The organism is Psychrobacter sp. 1Y4, from assembly GCF_051847555.1.
Genome location: NZ_JBPYDE010000015.1, coordinates 1 through 17138, shown reverse-complemented (window position 1 = coordinate 17138; position 17138 = coordinate 1). Strand labels below are relative to the sequence as shown.

The following is a 17138-nucleotide window of genomic DNA, read 5'->3' as shown; positions in this document are numbered from 1 at the left end:
ATTGACTATTTTTACGGTTACTTATCGCTATGGCTAAACCAACTAATGGCCATCGGCCACTGACTTTGACGTCTCCTAAGCAGCGTCAGGGAAGTGTGTTTGAACAGCAGGCTTGTCAGTTTTTACAACAACAGGGTCTGATACTTATCGCTCAAAACTGGCAACAACCTAAAATAGGTGAGCTTGATCTGGTGATGTTAGAAACAGGTCAAACGTGGTCGACGTTGGTATTTATTGAGGTACGTCAGCGGCTACGTTCAAGTTTTGGTGATGCAGCACTTAGTGTGACCAAAGCCAAGCAGCGCAAAATTATCAAAACTGCCAAATACTTTTTGCAACAATATCCAGAATATGCACAATTTGAGTGCCGATTTGACGTGATTGCTTACGATATTGAACGTCCTACGAGCAATGTTATAAGTCACAATGCAAACGATAAAAACAATGATAAAGACGGTTTTATCGAACGTCCAGCACTACGGTATCAGCCAGAGTGGATTTTGGGTGCGTTTGTGGCAACAGCATGGTAGCGTATTTAGTTGGCCAATAAAGAGAAGATGTTTGGAAAGATACGTAGAGTATTCATCCAACAAGTTGCCGTTACCAAAAACCTAACCGCTGATTATAAAAATTAAGTAAAGTGTTTGGCATAGTGTTTAGAGCAAGGTAGAACCTCCCTATCTTCATTAAGTATCATTACGATTAGATCTTATTATGATTGTGATTTTGTATGCAACAAGGCTGATATAACAAACAATATTACCTATAAAATCATTATAATGTTTACTGTGTTCTAGCGACACAAATTTTGCCAAATGCTATTAGGCCTTATACTAAATTTTAAATACTGACTGTGTTTGATGAGGAAGATAATGACAAGGTTGTATACACTCAAATCCGTTTATAAAACACCACGTGTCGATATTAATCGTGCGATGATAGGTGCTGTTTTAATGGCTAGCATGGTTAGTACAGGCTGTACAACCAATTACTTAACCAATAGTACTGAGGGGACTTATGGGGTACCTGTAACGGAACGTACCATCCCGCAACGTCTGCTCGATCGTAGTATCGAGCATACAGCAAAGATCAATGTTTATGGCTTACAAGAAGATCTACAAACCAATAGCCGAATAAGTATTGATAGCTTTTATAGTGAGGTCCTGCTTACAGGCGAGGTGCCAACAGAGGCCCTAAAAACGCAAATTGAAAAAGTAGTCGGCTCCATGCCCGATGTTCGCCGTGTTTATAACGAGCTAAATGTCAGTGTCGCTAGAGGTTATAGCTCAACCGTACATGATGGTTATATCACATCAAAATTGATGGCTAAAACTGCGGCTAATAATGCAGTCAAAGCATCACAATTAAAAGCTGTGACTAATGATGGTGTGGTCTATATCATGGGTAGAGTGACACCCACGCAGCAAAGCCATCTAATCGATATCGCCAACAGTACTGCTGGTATTACTGAATTGGTCTTACTAACGACAGTCGTAGACAATAGAGGTTTGCCTATTAATGACGCAGACATTATGTCAGAGAGTGAGCCCAAAAACGCTGCTACGCAAGCAACCGGTGCAGGACCTATTGTCAGAGAGATCGAACCTGCAACGGCCGCGGGCAACGTAGCACCCACTACGCCAGTAGCGAATAATAGTGCGTCAGAAGCTGGTGACCTAACTGAACAACCATCTTCTAGCCCTTATGTTGATTTATACCAAAATCCATAAGCTAGCTGGTGTTATGAGCGCTTCGTAAGGTAGAGCTATCCTTAGTCACAACTTTGGATCAATCGCTATGTCAGTCAACCTCTTGGTAACTACGAGCTGGCAATAATAAGGATAACAATAATGAAAGGTTCAAACTTTGATTATGCACAACAAGCAATGGACACGACTGCGTCAACTAGTGACATCTCTGCCCGCAAGCCATCTAACCATAAGTTGAAGCTGATAGGTGCAAGTATAGTAGCCGTAGGTGCTATTACCTTTGCAACCCAACAGGCTCAAGCATTGTCAGCGCTGGCTGTGGTGAACGGTATCACTGCAAACGGTGGCGTGGGTGTCAGTAAAGATATATTATATGGCGATGAGCCGTTACAAGATTTGGATATTTACTATCCAAAACCGTTGGCGCAGGGTATGAAAGCCGGGAACACTATCGTGGATACTTATCCAATGGTTGTGTTCGTACATGGGGGCTCGTGGGAGAGTGGTAGTAAAGATGAGTATGCGTTTGTTGGTCAAAGCTTAGCCCAAGCAGGTTACGTGACCGCAGTCATCAACTATCGAAAAGCTCCTGAGCATGTATACCCTGATTACGTTAAAGACGCTGCACAGGCAGTTGCATGGAGTATTAATAACGCCTCAAGTATTCATGTCGACCCTAAGCGCTTAGCTGTCATTGGTCATTCTGCTGGCGCGTTCAATGCAGTAGCTGCCGTTTCTAACGAAGACTTTTTGACACCTTACGGCATCAAACCAAACGATATCGCTGCCGTTATTGGTATTGCCGGTCCCTATAGCTATGACTTTCGTAAGTTTGCTAGTGTGACTGCTTTTAGCGCCGATGATACGCCAGATGACGTGATGCCTGATCGCCAAATAAAGGGTACGCAGCCGCCGTACTTACTATTGACTGCCGAAAACGACAAAACCGTGCACGATACAAATACTATCAAAATGACTCAAGCATTAAATGACTACGGCGCCAAGGTTGAAAATGGCCAGATTAAAGGCGCCAGTCATGCTACGAGTATCGGAGCGATGGCACCACCATTACGCTGGGTTAATGACGTACGTGCGCAAGTATTAACGTATCTAAACAAAACGTTAAAGTAAATAGACTAACAGCTGTAGAGTTGACACTCATGCTTGTGAGTAGACAATACTGTAAGATGACCAAACTCTTGTTATAATAATGCCTTTATATGAGACGTAGCCTTCTTATATAGACCATACAAACATTACTTTTAATACAATAATAGGATTTTTTATGAGCATGAACGCTGATGATTTGATTGCATTTTTACAGCAGCATTTCCCAGATGCTTTTATTCAAGCTGCCAATCAAGGCAATAAGTTTGATGTACGTGTCGTCGATGCCAGCTTTGAGGGCAAACGTGCGGTACAGCGACAGCAAGCTATTTATGGCTTGGTAAATGATAAGATTGCCAGCGGTGACATTCATGCGCTCAATATTCAAGCATTGACGCCTGCTGAGTGGGAAACACAGTCTCAAGGTTAAACGGTTCTTATTTTTATAATGCAAGCTTTTGATTTTTATTCATCGCATTCTTCTTCACATATATAGCTAGGTTGTCACTTTTATGGATCAGTTTTTAATCACCGGTAGTAGTCGTATCGCAGGGGAAGTTACTATCTCTGGCGCCAAAAATGCCGCTTTGCCTTTGCTTGCAGCTATGATATTAGCTGAGACGCCCACCACCTTGCATAACGTGCCATCATTACAAGATGTGAGTACATTGATTAAGCTGATCGCTGGCATGGGTATCAATATTCAAAAGCAAGGCGATACCGTCACTTGTGATACCAAAAGTATCGACAATTTCTATGCACCTTATGATCTTGTCAAGACAATGCGAGCATCGATTTTGGTATTGGGTCCGCTACTGGCGCGTTTTGGTGAGGCAGAAGTCTCACTACCGGGCGGCTGTGCGATAGGCTCACGTCCCGTTGATCAACATCTAAAAGCCTTTGAGGCAATGGGCGCTCATATTACTGTAGAGAACGGCTACGTCAAAGCCCAGGCTCCTAAAGGTGGCAGGCTGATTGGTTGTAACTTCTCTTTTGATATGATCACCGTTGGTGGTACCGAAAACGTCATCATGGCAGCGGCACTAGCCAAAGGCACGACCGTCTTAGGTAACTGCGCACTTGAGCCGGAGGTGGTTGATTTGGCCAATATGCTGGTTGCAATGGGCGCTAAGATTAGCGGTATTGGTACAGCGACCATGACTATTGAAGGGGTAGAGCGCTTACAAGGTTGTGAGTACTCAGTGGTCCCTGATCGCATTGAAACGGGCTCGTATTTAGCAGGCGCCTTGATGACTCGCGGAGATGTACTGACCAAAAAAACCAATGCAGCACTACTATATCCGGTGCTAGAGAAGTTTGAGGCAATGGGTGCGACGATTACAACGGGTGAGGACTGGATACGTGCACAGATGACAGGACGTCCGCATCCTGTTGATATTCGTACCCAGCCACATCCTGGGTTTCCCACAGACATGCAAGCTCAATTGATGGCAATTTGTTGTCTGGCAGATGGGACAAGCACCATTATCGAAAACATCTTTGAAAATCGCTATATGCATGTTCCTGAGCTCAATCGTTTAGGTGCCTCTATTCAGGTAGATGGTCATACAGCAGTGGTCAAAGGTATCGAGCACTTTACAGCGGCGCCAGTCATGGCAACGGACTTACGCGCATCGATGTCATTGGTAATGGCAGCATCTGCCGCTGAAGGTGAGAGTTTGATTGACCGTATTTATCATATTGATCGCGGTTACGAAGATGTCGAAAACAAACTTCGAGCCTTAGGGGTTAATATTGAGCGTATCAATACTAACGACTAGATTTATAATATCTTGCGTAGGGCGCTTATTTTTATCAGCGGTATAACACACTCCCTAACCTTTAGGGACATTAATTCTATATGGACACCTTGTCATTATGACTGAGCAAAATGAACGCTTACAGACTAACGACTTATTAAATGAAGTAGACAATGAGTTTAATGGCCTCACTTTAGCATTATCAAAAGGTCGTATTTTAGAAGAGACAATGCCGCTACTACAGGCAGCTGGCGTTGATTTACTAGAAGACCCTGATGCATCACGTAAGCTTATCTTCCCTACCTCAAACCCAAACGTGCGTGTACTTATCCTACGCGCTAGTGATGTGCCAACCTATGTAGAACATGGCGCTGCTGATTTTGGGGTAGCAGGTAAAGACGTACTTCTTGAACACGGTGCCAATCATGTCTATGAATTGTTAGACTTAAAAATTGCTCAATGTAAGCTTATGACGGCAGGCGTAAAGGATGCAGCATTGCCTAACCGTCGTCTGCGTATTGCGACCAAATACGTCAATGTTGCCCGCGCCTACTTTGCCAGTCAAGGCCAGCAAGTAGACGTGATCAAGCTTTATGGCTCTATGGAGCTTGCGCCATTAGTCGGTTTAGGAGACCTAATCGTTGATGTGGTCGATACGGGCAATACACTACGAGCGAACGGTCTAGAGCCGCGTGAGCATATTTGTGATGTATCATCTCGTTTGATCGTCAACCAAGTCAGCTATAAGCGTAAGTTTGCGCTACTCGAGCCGATTCTTGAGAGCTTTAAAATCAGTATTGCGGCTGCTTCTTGATTATCACATAGTTGATCAATATTGAACGTAGATCATACTTATTATTAATAATATAAAAGGATGTTATGTGAGTTTTAAAACCAGTTTGGCGTTCTATAATGAATATAGCGTGCTAAACTGGTTTTTTAGTAGATAACTACTGAGAAAACTCCATTGTCATTTAGCCAAACTAGCTGTAGTTAATTTATTAGAAGCTACTATTATGGTTTGATTGTTTTCATCATTTTTACTTTCTCAGCAGTCTTTTTGACTTAAACACAGGATTAGATCATGCGCCAGTTGAGTACCCAAGATACCGATTTTGAACAGCAATTGAAGGATCTGCTGGCCTTTGAGACAGTCAACGATGTTGATCTGTTAAAGACTGTCGATGATATTATTACTCAAGTACGTCATGATGGTGATAAGGTGGTGCTAGCATTAACCCAAAAGTTTGATCAGCATCCAGCAACGACGATACAAGAGTTAGAATTGTCTAAACAATCACTCGCTGAAGCTTTTGATAATTTAGACGAAAAAGTAAAGACGGCACTGACTACAGCAGCGACGCGTGTGCAAAGTTTTCACAAACGCCAAATACAAGAGACATGGCAATATGAGGATGAGTTAGGTAATCGCTTAGGTCAAAAAGTCACGCCACTTGATCGCGTGGGTATTTATGTGCCAGGTGGGCTCGCATCTTATCCGTCTTCTGTACTGATGAACGCCATTCCTGCCAAAGTCGCTGGCGTCACAGAAGTTATCATGGTTGTACCAGCTCCCAATGGCGTACTAAACCCCTTAGTATTGGCAGCCGCGCATTTGGCACAAGTCGATCGCGTGTTTACGATTGGTGGCGCTCAGGCCGTGGCAGCGTTAGCATATGGTACCAAAACTATTCCAGCGGTAGATAAAATTACTGGTCCTGGCAATAAGTATGTGGCAGCTGCCAAACGAGCCGTATTTGGGCAGGTAGGGATCGATATGATAGCTGGTCCCTCTGAAGTGCTGGTGTATGCAGAAGGTGAAGCGCAAGACCGTGCCGATTGGTTAGCTATGGACTTATTGTCCCAAGCTGAGCATGATCGCATTGCCCAAGCGATTTTTGTGACGACAAGTAGCGAGCAGTTAGCACAAGTCGCTACAGAGATTGAAAACGCACTGGCAAAATTGCCAAAAGCAGATATCGCTCGCGACTCATTACAGAATCGTGGCGCACTTATTCTAGTCAAAGATAGAAGCGAGGGTATGGCTTTAATCAATCGTATTGCGCCTGAGCATTTAGAGCTGTCTGTTGATGACCCCGATACGCTACTCGATGATATTCGTCATGCGGGTGCTATCTTTATGGGACGTCATACGCCTGAGGCAATCGGTGACTACTGTGCAGGGCCCAATCATGTGCTACCAACCTCAGGGACTGCGCGTTTTTCTTCGCCGCTCGGTGTATACGACTTTCAAAAGAAATCATCTATCATTTATTGTAGTGAAGGCGGTAGCAAGCCATTGGCTAAGACCGCTGACATTTTAGCGCAGCATGAAGACTTAGAAGCTCATGCGCGCTCAGCTCGTTATCGTTACCAGTAAAATACCTATACATAGACGTTATATAGACAGAATAGCGGATATAAAGAACCCTTTATCAGAAATATATAGTGGTTATAACTGAGGCTGTATAGAATTTAATAAGATATCGACAAAATATTATTATTACTGTCATTTTAGGTCTTGCAACCCTTTTAGCTACTAGTAGGATAACTTATGAGTGAACAAAAAGTTGATACCAGACTTTGGTCGTCTAAAGCACGTAACTTGTCACCTTACGTCCCTGGTGAGCAGCCTCAGCATGCCAATTTGTGTAAACTGAATACCAACGAAAACCCGTTTCCACCATCACCGAAGGTAGGGGAGGCCATTGCTAACGTCTTAGAGCAGCAGGCTTACGATTTACGTCTGTATCCAGCCCCTGAATCTGATGATCTGCGCGCAGCATTAGCCGAGTTATATAATCTTGATATAAACGAGGTATTTGTCGGTAATGGCTCAGATGAAGTTCTTGCTTTAGTATTTGCCAGCTTTTTTCTAAAAGAACGTCCTGTATTAGCACCAGATATCAGCTATAGCTTTTATCCTGTTTATGCGCAGACTTTTGGTGTAGAGCTGGTACAGATTGCATTGGAAGATGATTTTAGTATCGATCCCGATGCTTATCGTCAGCCTTGTAGCGGTATTATTATTGCTAATCCCAATGCGCCAACAGGTCTATTATTATCGCTTGCTAATATTCGTAAACTTGCCAGCGAGCATTCTAATTCGGTGATAGTCATTGATGAAGCTTATATTGACTTTGCTTGTATAGATGAAAGCCATTCTGGCACGCAAGTTTCAGCAGTCAGTTTGATTAATGAGTTTGATAATTTATTGGTGACTCAAACCTTTTCAAAGTCTCGATCACTTGCTGGACTACGTGTGGGTATGGCCTTTGGTAATGCCTCATTAATCGAAGCGTTGACGCGTATGAAAAACAGCTTCAACAGTTATCCATTGGACAAACTTGCGCAAGCTGGCGCAACTGCTAGTGTGTTGGATAATAATTATTTTGAACAAACCCGCCAACAAGTCATTGATCTGCGCAAGTCATTGACGGCTCAGCTAACAACGCTTGGCTATCAAGTACTGCCATCGCATGCCAACTTTGTATTTGCTCGTCCTAAAGATGGAAATGCAAGCGCAGTGGCCGCTAAGTTACGCGAGCAAGGCATCATTGTGCGTCATTTTGATAAGCCGCGCATTCAAGAATATCTTCGTATTACTGTTGGTACACAAGCACAGCATGAGCGCCTGATTGATGCACTGACCGCTATGCAAACGTATAGCGAAGATAGTGAGACTATCTCAAATATGGGCTAAGTTTTCATCAGGACGATATTAAATGATTAGTTGACAGCAGAGTTCACTATATGAATTTTGCATGCTGAAATATTTGGTACAAATTCTTATATGATGTTTGATGGGTTCAATACGTTTAGTAGATTGCCCACTTTGTCGAGACACTCTTGATATTCTTCTTCAAGATCAGACGCGACAGTGATACCGCCGCCTGCCCACAAGCTGACCTCTGTCTTGGTATTTGTTAAGCTATTAGCTTGCAACGTACGAATGAGTACATTCCACTGTCCACTTCCATCAAAATTCATATAGCCCATGGTGCCACAATAGGCACCGCGCGGTGCTGTTTCTAATTCAGAAATAATTTCAACGGCGCGTTTTTTGGGTGTGCCAGTGATTGAACCTGCAGGTAGACTGCCAAACAATACGGCTAATGGGTGAGTCTCTACTCTGAGCTCGGCGGTGATGGTACTTACCATATGATGGACATTACTAAAGCTTTCAATAGCGAACAGCTGCGGCACTTTCACACTGCCAGTTTTGGCATATTTACCTAAGTCATTACGCAATAAATCAACAATCATAACGTTCTCAGCTCGATCTTTATCACTGTCAATGAGTTGCTGCTTTAACATTAAGTCTTGTTTGTCAATGCTACCTCTAGGACGCGTGCCTTTAATAGGCTTTGTAATAATATGGTGAGAGCCTGTAGCTGTATTTTTTATAAAAGTAAAAAACAGCTCAGGTGAACAGCTTAATATCTCAAAGCTTAAGGGTGAGTTGTTAAGCTCTTTAACGCTTTTAGTATGATTATTAGCTACCAAACGCTCAGCTTTCTCATCATCTAAATGATTGTGAGCTCCTAAGTAGCCTGAAAATGGTGTTTGCGTATTTTGGTATAGGGCAGGTAAGTAATCGATAAGAGACGTCATAGAGCTGTTATTGTCATATGAGCCATCTAACTTATGAAGACAACCCTGCCATGCTTGCGTCAGATTGATTTGGTAACAATCGCCCTGTTGTAGATAGTCTTGGGTTTTTCCAAAAGCATTATAATAGTCCCCTTTATGCCACCGTGCGTTTAATACTAAGGGCGTTAGTTGACAGTGAATAACCTGGGCTGTTGTTTTTATATTAGACAACTCAAGGTCTAATGCATCCAAATACGATATAAGCTTAGCTACTGCCAAGTTTGTTGGTGGGCTATCAACATCTGATTTTATAGTATTTAACGTCCAGCCAGCTTTGTCTGTAACAGATTGAGTCAAGTATATATCGTAATGTCCTAATACAGCGCAAGGCTGCGCTGCCAGCTCAATTTTAGCCGCTGGACTCAGCTCATGCGCGGCAATATCATAACCAATAAAACCTATTAAACCGTGATGATAATTTGGCTTCTCATAGGGTGTGTTTAGAGAGTTTGAAGCAGTATTGTTAGCCTCATGAGCTCGACTATAAGCAATTAACTCGTCCTGCCACTTGGTATAACTCATATATGCTGTCGTAATAGCATTCTCGTCACTGCGACAGTGTTTTATTACTCTATAAGTAGGCAGCTGTGTATGAGAGGTTTGATTATGAGCAGGGTATACAGACCAGCTTACTTTGGGTAGTAGGCCAATTACAGGGTGTCCATCATTATTTAGCCAGACTAATTGCCAGTTTGCATTGCTATCTTGTGCAAGTAAATGCTGCTGTAGTTTTGGTAGCAGCTCTGTGGCCGACAACTCGCCAAAACGCCAGCTATTTTTGATAGCTGGCGTTTGTACAAAGTGAGTCTGTTTGTGCTTATCTTGAAAAGCGTTCGGTGCAAGCATGTTTTAAGCGTCAAACCTTTTAATAATCAAGGTCGCGTTAGTACCACCAAACCCAAAACTATTACTCATCAGGGTGTCTAGCTTGGTTTCACGTAGCTCAGTGACAATATCAAACGGTGCTGCTGCCTCATCGATATTTTCAATGTTGATACTTGGTGCGATAAAGCCTTTTTGTAGCATAAGCAAGCAATAGATTAACTCTTGCGCTCCAACTGCTCCTAAGCTATGACCTGTCATTGATTTGGTTGAGCTGATAGGGGGAACAGAGTTTTGCGTGGTAGAGTCAGCATCAGAGCCAAATACTTTAGCGATGGCTTTTAGCTCAGTAATATCACCTAACGGTGTACTGGTACCATGAGTATTGATATAGTCAACATGCTCTAACCCTGCTTGATCTAACGCCTGCTGCATACAACGTACCGCACCTTCACCACTTGGAGCAACCATTTCTGCTCCATCAGAGCTGGCACCATAGCCGACGATCTCAGCCAAAATATTTGCGCCACGCGCTTTGGCATGCTCAAGACTCTCAACCACTACCATTGCACCGCCACCAGCAATCACAAAGCCATCACGATCTTTATCATAAGCACGTGAAGACTGTTTGGGCACATCATTGTACTGAGTACTCATGGCACCCATAGCATCAAACATACAAGACTGGGTCCAATCTTCAGCTTCACTACCACCAGCGAGTACCACATCAGCCTTACCCAATTGAATAAGCTCAGCTGCATGTCCAATACAGTGGGTTGATGTTGCACAAGCTGAAGAAATAGAGTAAGAAATCCCTTGGATTTTTAGTCCAGTTGCGAGCGCAGCTGATACCGAACTACTCATAGTCTTAGGTACCGCCATTGCACCGACCCCGCGTAAACCTTTTTCACGCATAGAATCGACAGCACTGACAACATCTCCTGTCGATGCACCACCCGAGCCTGCAACCACGCCAACACGCGGATTATGATTGATGGTCTCAAGGGACAATCCAGACTGTTTGATAGCTGCTAACGCACTCACATACGCATAAAGGCTTGCATCGCTAAAAAAACGCTTTAATTTACGATCAATACCGGAAGTATCTAATTCGGTCTTATCGATGCTACCACTAACTTGTGACTTAAACCCTTGTTCAGCATAAGTCTCATTAAATCTAATGCCAGACTGTCCTTGTTGAAGAGCAGATGTAACGGCTTCTAAATCATGTCCGATACAAGAGACAATCCCTGCTCCAGTAATCACAACTCGGCGCATATTCCATTCCTTATAATAATAAATTACTATCGATATATCTAAAAATTACTGACCAATATTTATAACTATAATTTAACCATATATAGATTTGCAGATTATTACGTCAATATTACAACAACGTATTAACGAAGCAAAAACTGTACTTAAGTACAAACGTTATAATATGCTCTATTATAGCATTCCTAGATAAAGTAGATGGGTTAAAAATCTAACTTATATGCATTATAGAGGATAAGTAAGAATAGAAATAAACCACACCTTTAGATACAAATTTTGTGACATTGATAACATTGTTCACACTGACATAGAGTCTAAGATATAGATAAGATAACGGCTCAAACAGTGATACAAGTACCTATCATTGTTCTTTTTACCCATGTTTACTAGTGTGTTAATATATCTAATATATGACTACATAACGTAAAGGCATACCGACTAATTATTAGGTTGTTTAACCACCATTTTAAGGACATAACGATGGCAAAGCGTAGTACTCTCTCTCAAGGTATCAATACCATTGGTCATTTTACTCGTAATAATCTTGAGCGTATGGGCTCGCTCATTGATAGTGCTAATGCTAAAGCAAGTAAACCACGTCAATATAAAGCGGTAAATTTAGGCGATGAAGACTTCCAACAAGATCTGTTCCGGGAGCAAACCTTAAAAACGACCCAGCAGCTATTAGGTTCACGCTTTGCCACCTATGGTAAATATGCTAAAAAAGTTGTTCCTAATAGTTTGTTCAAATCTGTATTAGACAGCTCTTTTGTTCAGGTTGCAAAACTTGCAGCGAGCTGGAGTCAACTAGACCTACCTAATGAGCATCGTTTTGCTGATATTACTGCATTGGATGGTGAAGAGCGTTACGCGTTAGCGACTGATATTGCCAACCAGAATAGAGCGTTGGCGACTTTGGGCGGTTTGACGGGCTTAGCAGGATTGCCAGGATTGTTGGCTGATACGCTATGGTTGCTATTGGTGTCTTTACGCTCTGTTTATCAGTTAGCGGCTGTTTATGACCAACCTTTAACGGGTAAACAAGGTATAAAAATGGCTTATGAGCTGCTTGCCAGTGCAGATTTGAGCAAAATGCAAGAAAAACAAGCCCTATTAGCAGGTATTGGGGTAGGAAAAGGTCTACTTGATAATGCTCAAAGTCGCGGTTTGCACAGTGAGTTACAAAACCTTGGACTCAAAAACCAGAATGTTAATTTTTATGCAGAGCAAATAGATAATATCGCTGGACAAGTAGGGTTTGATTTGGATCAAGTCGATTTAACGTGGTTACGTCGTTTGTTACCAGTGTCAGCGGTAGCTGTTGGTATGCATTATAATAGTCGTTTGATTGATGAAGTGCTTGGCGTTGCTCAAGCGACTTTCGCGCCAGAGCCAAAACTTGCCAATCGTTTTATTACTGATGATAGTAGCAGTGAAGAACAAGTCAAACAAATGGCAAGCGATGAAGACTCAAATGAAGAAAGTAAGTCAGAAGAGTTCGACAGTGATTCTACACAAGAAGAATCCGATGCGTCGACTAAAAATGATAACAAAGCAGATGACAAAGCCGTTGACGCTAAGAACAAAGCAGATACTAAGTAGATGAGTCATAGCGTTGACTGGTAAAATATCATCCAAAATGCAGTAAACATACCTATAGCTGTCTTGAAAAGTAAGCTTGCAACGCCATATATACGATAACAAGCCCAGTACTCAATAATTTTTCAGAAGCAGGTAGTAAGCTTTTTATGTGTACATTTAATGCTTTGTAATATCACTAACTGGTAGCAAAGTATACTTGATACATATATTTTAGGTATTGTAAAGTAGCATTGTCTATAAGTAGTTGAAATAGCAGTAACATATCTTTATAATACACTGTCCTAAAAATGGGTACCCCAAAATTTTCATGTTTATGGAAAGGATGGTGGGTTTGCCCATTTTTTTGTTTTATACCAAACGGGAGAAGGATGCCTTATGGCAACAACTAACCAATTGATTCGTAAGGGTCGCAAAACCATCAAGGAAAAGTCAAAAGTTCCTGCGTTACAAGCGTGCCCACAACGCCGTGGTGTATGTACTCGTGTATATACTACTACGCCAAAAAAACCTAACTCAGCAATGCGTAAAGTTTGCCGTGTACGTTTGACTTCAGGTTATGAAGTATCAAGCTATATCGGTGGTGAAGGTCACAACTTACAAGAGCATAGTGTTGTACTTATCCGCGGTGGTCGTGTAAAAGATCTACCAGGTGTACGTTATCACACTGTTCGCGGCGCGTTAGACTGTGCAGGCGTTAAAGACCGTAAGCAAGGTCGTTCTAAATATGGTGCGAAGAAGCCTAAAGCTTAATATTAGCCCCGCTTAATCGTATCACCCATTAACTGTGCATGGGCTTGGTGTTAACCGCTTTATTGGTAAGACCAACAATAGGTCGTTATGACATACCGCCATGCAGTAAGGCTGACTGACAACTTGATATATCACCTACATTATTAAATGGTGCCATGTTGTGAATGTCAGACACTCCTGAAGACAAGGAAATTTATTATGCCAAGACGTCGCGTCGTTGCTACCCGTGAGATCCTTCCAGATCCTAAGTTTGGTAGCCAAACCATCGCTAAATTCATCAACCATGTAATGAGTGATGGTAAAAAGTCTACTGCCGAACGTATCGTTTATGGTGCGCTTGATACAGTAAGTCAAAAGCGTAACATCGAAGATCCAGTATCTTTTTTTGAAGAAGTTTTAGAAAATGTACGTCCTATGGTTGAAGTGAAAGCTCGCCGTGTTGGTGGTGCAACCTATCAAGTACCAATGGAAGTACGCCCCTCCCGTCGTACCGCATTGGCTATGCGTTGGTTGGCTGAAGCTGCTGCTAAACGTTCTGAAAAATCAATGTCTTTACGCCTTGCTGGCGAATTGTCTGATGCTTCAGAAGGTAAAGGCAATGCTATGAAAAAGCGTGATGAAGTTCACCGTATGGCAGATGCAAACAAAGCATTCTCTCATTATCGCTTCTAAGCCGCTTACTAATAGTGCTCTATATTAAGTTATAGATTGATAGATCGCTTTAACTGATTTTATATTTTCTATTCTACTGATTGCCGCCACTCTTTATCCAGTTTATAAAAGGTTTAGCCTATTTTTAACTGGGTGGCGGCTATCTATCAAGATGTTTTCTAGTAATGGTCCTTTTTAAATAAACAGATTACTTATTAGAAAACATCTCAAGTTTTATGCCACTATATTCTTAGTATTTGCTCTTTTTTTTGTCCGTATTAGGCCCAATAATCAGTAAGTAATATTACGAAGCTGACTGCTTTGTCATAGAGTAATAGGCAGAGACACAACACATTATTATATACACGAATTTCCTTAGGAAAACACTATGGCTCGTAAAACTCCCCTAAAACGCTATCGCAATATCGGTATCTCAGCGCATATTGATGCTGGTAAAACGACTACTACTGAGCGTGTTTTATTCTATACCGGTGTTAGCCACAAAATTGGTGAAACCCATGATGGTGCGGCTACCATGGACTGGATGGAGCAAGAACAAGAGCGCGGTATTACTATTACTTCAGCAGCAACGACTTGCTTCTGGTCAGGTATGGCTAAGCAATTCGACGAACACCGTATCAACATCATTGATACCCCAGGTCACGTTGACTTCACAATCGAAGTTGAACGTTCTATGCGTGTACTTGATGGCGCGTGCATGGTTTACTGTGCAGTAGGCGGCGTTCAGCCACAGTCTGAGACCGTATGGCGTCAGGCAAACAAATACCAAGTGCCACGTTTGGCATTCGTTAACAAAATGGATCGCGTTGGCGCTGATTTTTATCGTGTTATCGAGCAAATCAAAACTCGTCTAGGTGGTAAGCCTGTACCGTTGGTTATCCCAATTGGTAAAGAAGACGATTTTGAAGGTGTTGTCGATCTTGTAACTATGAAAGCTATTTACTGGGATGAAGCCTCTCAGGGTATGGAATACGACGAGCGCGATATTCCAGCGGAACTACAAGACAAAGCAGAGGAGTACCGCGAGTATCTAGTAGAAAACGCTGCTGAAGCATCAGAAGAATTAATGAATGAATATCTGGAAAATGGCGAATTGACTCAAGAGCAAATTCACGGCGCGCTTCGTCAATTGACCATCGACAATGAAATCATTCCATTACTTTGTGGTACTGCTTTCAAAAACAAAGGCGTACAAAAGATGCTAGATGCGGTTATTCAGTATCTACCAGCTCCAATGGATGTACCAGCTATTCGTGGTATTCTTGACGACAAAGATGAGACTGAAGGTACGCGTGAAGCTTCTGATGAAGCACCATTCTCAGCACTAGCATTTAAGATCATGAACGACAAGTTCGTTGGTAACTTAACATTCGTACGTGTTTATTCTGGCGTTATCAAGCAGGGCAGCAGTGTTTATAACCCTGTTAAGATGAAGCGTGAGCGTGTAGGCCGTATTGTTCAAATGATGGCAGATTCACAGCAAGAGCTAGAAGAGATTCGTACCGGTGATATCGCAGCTCTAGTTGGTATGAAAGACGTAGGTACTGGTGATACGTTATGTGATGAGAGTAACGTTATTACTCTTGAGCGTATGGAATTCCCAGATCCAGTAATCAGTCTAGCTGTTGAGCCTAAGACTAAAGCTGACCAAGAAAAGATGTCTATTGCTTTGGGCCGTTTGGCAAAAGAAGATCCATCGTTCCGTGTACACACTGACGAAGAGTCTGGTCAGACGATCATTAGCGGTATGGGTGAGCTACATCTAGAGATTCTAGTTGACCGTATGAAGCGTGAATTCAACGTTGAAGCGAACATCGGTGCGCCGCAGGTTGCTTATCGTGAGACGATTCGTAATACTGTTGAACAAGAAGGCAAATTTGTACGTCAGACTGGTGGTCGTGGTAAGTTTGGTCACGTTTGGTTACGTCTTGAGCCACTTGATCCAGCGGGCGAAACTGAGTATGAATTCGCTGAAGAAGTTGTTGGTGGTACTGTACCAAAAGAATTTCATGGTGCTGTTGATAAAGGTATCCAAGAGCGCATGAAAAACGGCGTACTTGCTGGTTACCCAGTCGTTGGCGTAAAAGCAACTTTGTATGATGGTTCTTATCATGATGTCGATTCTGATGAATTATCGTTCAAAATGGCAGGTTCTATGGCCTTTAGAAAAGGTTTCATGGCAGCGGACCCAGCACTACTTGAGCCAGTAATGAAAGTAGAAGTTGAAACACCTGAAGATTACATGGGTGATATCATGGGCGATCTTAACCGTCGTCGTGGTTTAGTTCAGGGTATGGAAGATCTACCTGGTGGTACTAAACAGATCCGTGCTGAAGTACCATTAGCAGAAATGTTTGGTTATGCCACTCAAATGCGTTCTATGTCACAAGGCCGTGCTACGTATTCAATGGAATTCCAAAAGTATGCGGAAATTCCAAAGTCAGTAGCTGCTGAAATCATCTCTAAATTCAACTCTAAAGATGATGACGAGTAAGTAAGAAATTGCTAAATAAGACAATCTAACGCAAATCTTTGTATTGTCAGTAGAGAATATGCCAATAACTTGTTAAAAGACTTGTTATTGGTTGTAATTTTCTTATAATATCTGCACATCGAATGTGCAACCTTTTAACATTTATCTTAATGTGCTTAGTATTATTTAATTAACGTATTCATATTATTTAAATACTTTAGTTAAGTAACTAAGCCCAAATAAAGAGGAACTACCCATGGCAAAGGCCAAGTTTGAACGCAACAAGCCCCACGTCAACGTCGGCACCATCGGACA

14 protein-coding genes are annotated in these 17138 nt (G+C 42.3%); 12 read left to right on the top strand and 2 right to left on the bottom strand.

Going from position 1 to position 17138, the window contains the following annotated elements; all coding sequences use genetic code 11:
• The first annotated feature begins 29 nt into the window (after positions 1 to 29).
• From ACS8FC_RS12160 to hisC, 8 genes are all read left to right on the top strand, one after another.
• The gene (locus ACS8FC_RS12160; RefSeq protein WP_439296999.1) at positions 30 to 530 is read left to right on the top strand and encodes a YraN family protein; all 501 of its coding nucleotides are present in this window, start codon (positions 30 to 32) and stop codon (positions 528 to 530) included.
• Between the two features lie 342 nt (positions 531 to 872).
• Positions 873 to 1730, top strand: coding sequence for a BON domain-containing protein (locus ACS8FC_RS12155; RefSeq protein ID WP_439296998.1), 858 nt, complete (start codon positions 873 to 875; stop codon positions 1728 to 1730).
• 120 nt (positions 1731 to 1850) lie between these two features.
• Complete coding sequence (locus tag ACS8FC_RS12150) at positions 1851 to 2840, top strand: alpha/beta hydrolase (RefSeq protein ID WP_439296997.1); 990 nt, start codon at positions 1851 to 1853, stop codon at positions 2838 to 2840.
• Positions 2841 to 2994: 154 nt separating this feature from the next.
• Complete coding sequence (locus ACS8FC_RS12145; protein WP_439296996.1) at positions 2995 to 3246, top strand: BolA family protein; 252 nt, start codon at positions 2995 to 2997, stop codon at positions 3244 to 3246.
• A gap of 82 nt (positions 3247 to 3328) precedes the next feature.
• Positions 3329 to 4597, top strand: a complete 1269-nt coding sequence (gene murA, locus ACS8FC_RS12140) for a UDP-N-acetylglucosamine 1-carboxyvinyltransferase (RefSeq protein WP_439296995.1) — start codon at positions 3329 to 3331, stop codon at positions 4595 to 4597.
• 97 nt (positions 4598 to 4694) lie between these two features.
• Positions 4695 to 5390: an ATP phosphoribosyltransferase gene (gene hisG / locus ACS8FC_RS12135; protein ID WP_439263480.1), complete on the top strand. Its 696-nt coding sequence runs from the start codon at positions 4695 to 4697 to the stop codon at positions 5388 to 5390.
• Positions 5391 to 5660: 270 nt separating this feature from the next.
• Positions 5661 to 6956, top strand: coding sequence for a histidinol dehydrogenase (gene hisD / locus ACS8FC_RS12130; RefSeq protein ID WP_439263478.1), 1296 nt, complete (start codon positions 5661 to 5663; stop codon positions 6954 to 6956).
• Positions 6957 to 7130: 174 nt separating this feature from the next.
• A complete protein-coding gene (gene hisC, locus ACS8FC_RS12125) occupies positions 7131 to 8279 on the top strand; it encodes a histidinol-phosphate transaminase (protein WP_439296994.1) in 1149 nt (382 codons plus the stop codon).
• Between the two features lie 86 nt (positions 8280 to 8365).
• Here the strand turns inward: hisC and ACS8FC_RS12120 are convergent, their stop codons facing one another.
• Both ACS8FC_RS12120 and ACS8FC_RS12115 read right to left on the bottom strand, forming a co-directional pair.
• Complete coding sequence (locus ACS8FC_RS12120) at positions 8366 to 10075, bottom strand: anthranilate synthase component I family protein (protein WP_439296993.1); 1710 nt, start codon at positions 10073 to 10075, stop codon at positions 8366 to 8368.
• Between the two features lie 3 nt (positions 10076 to 10078).
• On the bottom strand, positions 10079 to 11329 hold the full coding sequence (locus ACS8FC_RS12115) for a beta-ketoacyl-ACP synthase II (RefSeq protein ID WP_439296992.1): 1251 nt from the start codon (positions 11327 to 11329) through the stop codon (positions 10079 to 10081).
• Positions 11330 to 11806: 477 nt separating this feature from the next.
• Here ACS8FC_RS12115 and ACS8FC_RS12110 point away from each other — a divergent pair, with 477 nt between their 5' ends.
• The 4 genes from ACS8FC_RS12110 to fusA all read left to right on the top strand — a co-directional run bounded on the left by ACS8FC_RS12110 (position 11807) and on the right by fusA (position 16844).
• Positions 11807 to 12928 carry an EcsC family protein gene (locus ACS8FC_RS12110; protein ID WP_439263470.1) on the top strand — a complete coding sequence of 374 codons (1122 nt, stop codon included), beginning with the start codon at positions 11807 to 11809 and terminating at the stop codon, positions 12926 to 12928.
• A gap of 375 nt (positions 12929 to 13303) precedes the next feature.
• The gene (gene rpsL, locus ACS8FC_RS12105) at positions 13304 to 13678 is read left to right on the top strand and encodes a 30S ribosomal protein S12 (protein WP_025646352.1); all 375 of its coding nucleotides are present in this window, start codon (positions 13304 to 13306) and stop codon (positions 13676 to 13678) included.
• Between the two features lie 198 nt (positions 13679 to 13876).
• Positions 13877 to 14350: a 30S ribosomal protein S7 gene (rpsG, locus tag ACS8FC_RS12100; RefSeq protein ID WP_058369539.1), complete on the top strand. Its 474-nt coding sequence runs from the start codon at positions 13877 to 13879 to the stop codon at positions 14348 to 14350.
• 367 nt (positions 14351 to 14717) lie between these two features.
• Positions 14718 to 16844, top strand: coding sequence for an elongation factor G (fusA, locus tag ACS8FC_RS12095; RefSeq protein ID WP_439263468.1), 2127 nt, complete (start codon positions 14718 to 14720; stop codon positions 16842 to 16844).
• The last annotated feature ends 294 nt before the right edge of the window (positions 16845 to 17138 follow it).